The 6000-nt window shown below is 70.4% G+C and carries 7 protein-coding genes; 2 read left to right on the plus strand and 5 right to left on the minus strand.

From position 1 onward, the window contains the following. Nucleotides 1-191: 191 nt before the first annotated feature. Entirely contained in the window at nucleotides 192-431 is a 240-nt protein-coding gene (locus AW274_RS37750; RefSeq protein WP_157520940.1) for a hypothetical protein, read from the plus strand. 101 nt (nucleotides 432-532) lie between these two features. On the opposite strand, the gene AW274_RS37755 is transcribed toward AW274_RS37750, so the two are convergent. The 4 genes from AW274_RS37755 to AW274_RS37770 are packed head-to-tail and all read right to left on the minus strand — an operon-like array spanning nucleotide 533 to nucleotide 3202. Next, nucleotides 533-781, minus strand: coding sequence for a hypothetical protein (locus tag AW274_RS37755; RefSeq protein WP_157520941.1), 249 nt, complete (start codon nucleotides 779-781; stop codon nucleotides 533-535). Between the two features lie 52 nt (nucleotides 782-833). Next, nucleotides 834-1505, minus strand: a complete 672-nt coding sequence (lipB, locus tag AW274_RS37760; RefSeq protein ID WP_062339899.1) for a lipoyl(octanoyl) transferase LipB — start codon at nucleotides 1503-1505, stop codon at nucleotides 834-836. Continuing rightward, nucleotides 1502-2251, minus strand: a complete 750-nt coding sequence (locus AW274_RS37765) for a Type 1 glutamine amidotransferase-like domain-containing protein (protein WP_062443740.1) — start codon at nucleotides 2249-2251, stop codon at nucleotides 1502-1504. The genes lipB and AW274_RS37765 overlap by 4 nt, the downstream gene beginning before the upstream one ends. 57 nt (nucleotides 2252-2308) lie before the next feature. After that, nucleotides 2309-3202, minus strand: coding sequence for a TIGR01777 family oxidoreductase (locus AW274_RS37770; protein WP_062443743.1), 894 nt, complete (start codon nucleotides 3200-3202; stop codon nucleotides 2309-2311). Nucleotides 3203-3313: 111 nt separating this feature from the next. On the opposite strand from AW274_RS37770, the gene AW274_RS37775 reads away from it, so the two are divergent. Next, on the plus strand, nucleotides 3314-5035 hold the full coding sequence (locus AW274_RS37775; protein WP_062443747.1) for a hypothetical protein: 1722 nt from the start codon (nucleotides 3314-3316) through the stop codon (nucleotides 5033-5035). A gap of 160 nt (nucleotides 5036-5195) precedes the next feature. On the opposite strand, the gene sucB is transcribed toward AW274_RS37775, so the two are convergent. Beyond that, nucleotides 5196-6000: 2-oxoglutarate dehydrogenase, E2 component, dihydrolipoamide succinyltransferase (gene sucB / locus AW274_RS37780; protein ID WP_063813890.1), on the minus strand; the 805-nt coding region annotated here is incomplete at its 5' end.

Below are 6000 nucleotides of genomic sequence, written 5' to 3' on the forward strand. Positions count from 1 at the left end.
GCGTGCCGTCGCCGCCGGTGTCGTACCGCTGACCGGGGGCCGTCGCGGATCAGCGGCTCGGTGGTGCGCACCCCGGGCGGCGGGGTGAGGGTCAGTCGCTCGCGGCGTCTTGTACGTCACCGCGTACGGGACGGCCTCACCCGCCTTCACCGACGGCGTGGCGGCGACCGACACCGTCACCCTGGGCGCGCTTGACGATGTGGCTCGCCGTGGCCGTGTCGTCGCCGGTGAGCCCCGGGCCCTCGTCGGCGGAGGCCACGGTCGCGGTGGCCGAACGGGTCGTGCCGTCGGCGGCGTCGCACGGCACGGTCGAGGCGAACCCCTCGGCGGCCGAGCCCAGCGCCGGCAGCGGCCGGGTCGTGCCGCCGACGGTGACCGTCGCACCCTCCGACGCCTGGGCGCCCTGTCGGTCACGGCGGCGCGGGCGGTGACCGTCGTGGGGGATCCGTTAGGTGATCGTCCAGAAGGGCGTGACCCGGGAGGTGTGGTGTGCGTCGGGAAGCCGGCGTAGGCGATCTCGGCGTAAAGCCCTCTACTCGACGAATCCCATTCGGCATTTCTCCAACTGCCCCAGAATGAGCTTCACGCGCTGTTGCAGCCATTCCGCGGCCCTCGCCGCGCCCTCCGGGTCGTCGAGATAGGCCACGTCGATCCCGAGTTCCAGCATGGCCCGCGCCTCGGCGGCCTGCGGGTCGCTCGGCGGGTCTTCGGTGGTGAGCTGGGAGAGCACGGCGATCAGGTGGTCCAGCATCGCGTCCGGACGAGGTTCGCCGTTCGTCATGATCGCAGTCTAGGCATGGAATGCGGCCACCTGGTGTTCCAATTCCAAGGAGTTATTGCCGGCGACCGAGCAATTCTTCTTCGAACATCGACACCGGTTCGGCGCCGAACGCGTCGCCCAGCCGCTTCTCGGCGAACGGGATGACCTCGTCGACCGTGATGCGCCGCCCGGTCTCGGCCGACAACGAGGTGACCCCCGCGTCGGGGATGCCGCAGGGCACGATCCGGTTGAACCAGCTCAGGTCGTTGGCGCAGTTGAGCGCGAAGCCGTGCATCGTCACGCCGCGCTCGACCCGGATGCCGATCGCGCCCAGCCGCCGGTCGGGGATGCCGTGGTGGGCCTCGCCGCGCACCCAGACCCCCGGCCGCCCCTCGACCCGCCCGGCGACCACGCCGAAGTCGGCGCAGACCTGGATCAGGACCTCTTCGAGCAGGCGTACATAGGGGATGACGTCGTCGATCTTGGCGATCGGGTAGCCGACGAGCTGGCCGGGGCCGTGCCAGGTGACGCTGCCGCCCCGGTCGACGTCGATGACGGGGGTGCCGTCGGACGGCCGGTCGGCCGGACGGGTGCGCTTGCCGGCCGTGTAGACCGGGGCGTGCTCGAGGAGAAGGGCCGTGTCGGGCAGTTCGTCGGCGACGCGGCGCCGATGGACGACCCGCTGCAGGCTCCACGCCTGTTCATAGGGGACATCGACACCAAGTCGGACGATCGCCAGCCTCACACGTCAACTGTAGACGCGAGTCGCCGTGGTTCGATACGGAACTCCTTGACCCCTTCTTCACCATCTCTTTCGATCCGGTACGCGTATCCGTCGGGGTCGACCGTCACGGCCTGGATGAACTCGGTCCCGACGTAGTGGAGCGCGACGCCCTCGTCGGCGGCGTAACCCTCGGGCAGCTCGCCGGAGGCGACCGACCGATGCAGCAGGTCACGGCGCTGGACGTCGCTGTTGTAGTGGACCCCGCACGAGTAGGGCAGCAGCCCCAGGCCCTCGGCCCACGGCCGCAGCTCGGGCCCGAACGAGTCGGTGTTGCCGCCCACGTGCCAGCACAACGCGCCCGCGCTCTGCCCCGAGAGCACGACGCCGTTGTTCCACGCCTCCTCCATGGCCTCGTCGAGGCCGTGGAGCCGCCACAGCGCCATCAGGTTGGCGACGCTGCCGCCGCTGACGTAGACCGCGTCCTGCTCCAGCAGCCACTCGCGCGGGTCGTCGACGTTGGGCATCGGGAACAGCGACAGGTGGCTGAGGTCGACGTCGAAGGACCGGAAGGCCTCGTACATCTTCAGCAGCCAGTCGGGGTGGTCGCCGACGGCCGTGGCGATCAGGCCGAGCTTGGGACGGTCGACGCCGGTCAGGTCGAGCACGTAACGGAGCAGCCCGGTCGCCTCCAGCGTCCCGAACCGCTCGGTCGGGCGGAACGACCCGCCGCCGATCGCGACGATGTGCGACTGCCCGCTGCGTCCCATGCTTCACTCCCGTGTCGTCGGCCAAATGAGGGGGCCCATGCTACGGGAGACGCTCCCTCACCGCAGGGCGTCTGCCAGGGCTTCCTTGATCGTGGGATGCGAGAAGTGGTGCCCCGCCGCGGTCAGCCGCGCCGGCACCACCCGCTGCCCCATGAGGACGCCCTCCTCGGCGAACCCGCCGACGGCCGTCTTCAGCACGAACCCCGGCACGGCCAGCGGCATCGACGGCCGCTTCACCGCCGCCGCGACCTCCTTGGTGAACGTCTTGTTGGTCACCGGCTCGGGCGCCGTCAGGTTGACCGCGCCGTCGATGTCGGCCCCCAGCAGGAACCGCGCGGCGCTCACCCAGTCGGGCACCGAGATCCACGACAGGTACTGCTCGCCCGACCCCAGCGGGGCGCCCAGCCCGATCCGGAAGATCGGCAGGATCTGCCCCAGCATGCCGCCGCGCTTCGAGAGCACCACGCCCGTCCGCATGGTCACCACCCGCATGCCCGACTGCCGGGCGGGCTGCGCGGCCTCCTCCCACGCCCCGCAGACGTCGGCCAGGAACCCGGTCCCGCGCGGCGCGGTCTCGTCGACGACCCGGTCGCGGGTGTCGCCGTAGTAGCCGACCGCCGACCCCGACAGCAGCACCGAAGGGGGCTTGTCCATCGCGTTGAGCGCCTTGACCAGCGTCGAGGTCCCCTTGCGGCGGCTCTCCATGACCGTCCTCTTGTACGAGTCGGTCCACCGGTGGTCCCCGATGCCCGCCCCCGCCAGATGGACGACGGCCTCGACGCCCGCCAGATCGGCCGGGTCGAGCACCCCGCCCGACGGGTCCCACTGGACCTGTCCGGGGCTCGTGGGCGTTCTGCGGACCAGCGAGAGCACCTCGTGACCCGACTGCCGCAGGGAGGCGGTCAGCGCCGTCCCGATGAGGCCCGAGGCCCCCGTCACCGCGATCTTCATAGTCACCCCTTCGTATCACGCCCCCGTTTGGTGACGTACCGGACAGGGTCTCGTTCAAACGTGTTTCGTGATGGAGCATGACCGGAGCGCGACCACGGCGGGAGGACAACGATGCACAAATCGAAGAAGAAGCAGCCGGCGAAGAAGCAGCCGGAGATCATCGTCATCTCCGACGACTCCGGCGACTCCATCGAGGAGGTCTCCGACGACCAGAACGACGAGCCCGAGCCCGACGACGCCATGTCCGAGGACCACGCCGCCGAAGACGGCGACGGCGACGAGAACGGCGACGAGGACTCCGGGCACGGCATCCCCGCCGAGAACCTGCTCCTGCTCCACGCCGAGGTCCCCCTCAGGGATATGTCCGTCCTGCGCGGGATCGTCGAGCGGCACCGCGAAACCGTCAAGACGGTCGTGGACGCCCTCGACGACGGCGCCGACACCGATGAACTGCGGCTCGGCCGTGCTCTGCTCGACGACATCCGCCGGGTCCTCCCCGACCCGCCCTACGACTTCCTGCTGACCGCCGACCCGGAAGACGCCGACTTCTGGGCCCTGGTGGCCCGCGCGTTCAGCGTCAAGGCGACCGATCCGATCGAGATCCTCGCCGAGATCGCCGCGTCGGCGAAGTGGGTGCCCAGCCTGCCGACGTTCCCCGGCCAGGTGGAGGCGATCGAGGCCGCATGTGAGCGGCTCCGGGGAAAGGGCTTCCTGCTCACCAAGCTCCGCCCCATGATGAACGAGATCGTCGAGGAGGGCGCCTTCGCGCAGTGGCCCGCGATGCGGGCGGCCAACCGCAAGAACCTCCCCAAGCACGCCGACTGGGGGAAGATCAAGACGCTCACCCAGCAGTGGGTGGCCGCTCTGATGGAGCACCAGAAGAAGGCGCTCGGCGCCACCTACCCGCAGCAGCTCGCCGCCATGGCCGCCGACCCCGGCCTGGCCGACGACCGCAGCATGGACCGCCTCGCCGACATGATCTACTGCCAGAACCGGGACCGGGTCTGCGTCTCCGTCCTCCGCAAAGGGCGCGACCTGGCCGTCTTCGCCAACAACGGCACCTCGACCATGGGTGTCAGCGTGGCCCGGCTCCTCCAGATGTCCCGCCTGCCGGCCGAGCGCCAGAACGTCGCCGTCGAGGAACTCACCAAGACCATCTACGCCACCAGCAGCAAGACGGACGGCGAGTACGTCAAGATCCACCGGCGGCTGGTCAAGACCCTCGCCTACCTGAAGGAACTGGAGCACAAGCACGGCCGCCTGCACGTCCGCGCCTTCGTCAACCACGACAAGGAGTCCGAGGGCGTGCACGCCGAGATGCTGGCGGCCACCGTCGCCGAGACCACCGGCTCCGACGCCCTCGGCATCTCCAAGGCCTGCTGCCTGCAGTGCTATCTGACCCTCACCAAGGGCCTGCCCGACCGCTTCGCCCGCCCCCTGGCCACCCACCAGAACGCCTACCCGGGAACGCCCGGCGCGCTGATCTCCGACCCCGAGGTCCTGATCCGCCTGCTCGACCTCGACGCCGTGCCGCCCCACCTCCCCGGCGACGCCGCCACCCGCCTCAAGACGGCCATCAGGTCGGGCCCGATCAGCGCCGCGGTCGGCGCCTTCATCGGCTTCCAGACCAAGGGAGCCGAGACCGACTACCTGTCCAGCGAGGAGGAGAGCCACCTCCCGGAGGTCGACGCCGACGACGTCGCCTACACGAACTACCTGAGCCGGGAGGAGGCCCTCCAAAAGACCAAGCGCCCCGTGACCGCGACCCCGGCCCCCACCCCGAAGAAGAAACTCAAAACCGCCGTCACCGTGCCCAAGCCCGTGCAGAAGTAGCGCCCGTCCGCCGCCCCGCCTTCCGCCGCCACGACCGGCTGAGGCGCCACGAGCGGCTGAGGCGCCACGAGCGGCTCATCGCCGCGAGCGGCGGAGAATGCCCGTACACGCGGAAACCCCCGCGCGGCCCGAAGGCCAGGCGGGGGTTTCCGGTGCGTGACTAGGCCAGGCCGAGCTGGCCCTCGAAACGGCCCTCTTCGAGACGGCGCTTGATCGTCGTCAGGAAGCGGGCGGCGTCGGCGCCGTCGACCAGGCGGTGGTCGTAGGTCAGCGCGAGGTAGACCGTCGAGCGGACCGCGATGACCTCGCCCTCGGGCGAGTCGACCACGACCGGGCGCTTCACGACCACACCGGTGCCGAGCATGCCGACCTGCGGCTTGTTCAGGATCGGGGTGTCGAACAGGGCGCCGCGGCTGCCCGTGTTCGTCAGTGTGAAGGTGCCGCCGCCGATGTCGTCGGGGCTGATCTTGTTGGTGCGGGTGCGCTCGGCCAGGTCGGCGATCTTGCGGGCCAGCCCGGCGATGTTGAGGTCGCCGGCGCCCTTGACTACCGGGACGATGAGGCCCTTGTCGGTGTCGACCGCGATGCCGAGGTTCTCGACGTCGTGGTAGGTCACCTCGCTGGTCTCGTCGTTGATCACGGCGTTCAGCTTGGGGTGGACCTTGAGCGCCTCGACGGCCGCCATCGCGAAGAACGGCAGGAACGACAGCTTGACGCCCTCACGGGCCTCGAACGCCGCCTTGGCCCGGTCGCGCAGCCGCGCGATGCGGGTCACGTCGACCTCGACGACCGTGGTGAGCTGCGCCGACGTCTGGAGCGACTCCATCATGCGGTCGGCGGTGATCTTGCGCAGCCGGGTCATCTTCTGCGTCGTGCCGCGCAGGGTCGTGTCGACCTTGATCGGCGCGGGGGCGGCCGCCGCGGCGGGGGCCTGCTGCGCCGGCGCGGCCGGAGCGGCGGCGGGG

This window comes from Herbidospora daliensis (genome assembly GCF_001570585.1).
Classification (GTDB): Bacteria; Actinomycetota; Actinomycetes; order Streptosporangiales; family Streptosporangiaceae; genus Herbidospora; species Herbidospora daliensis.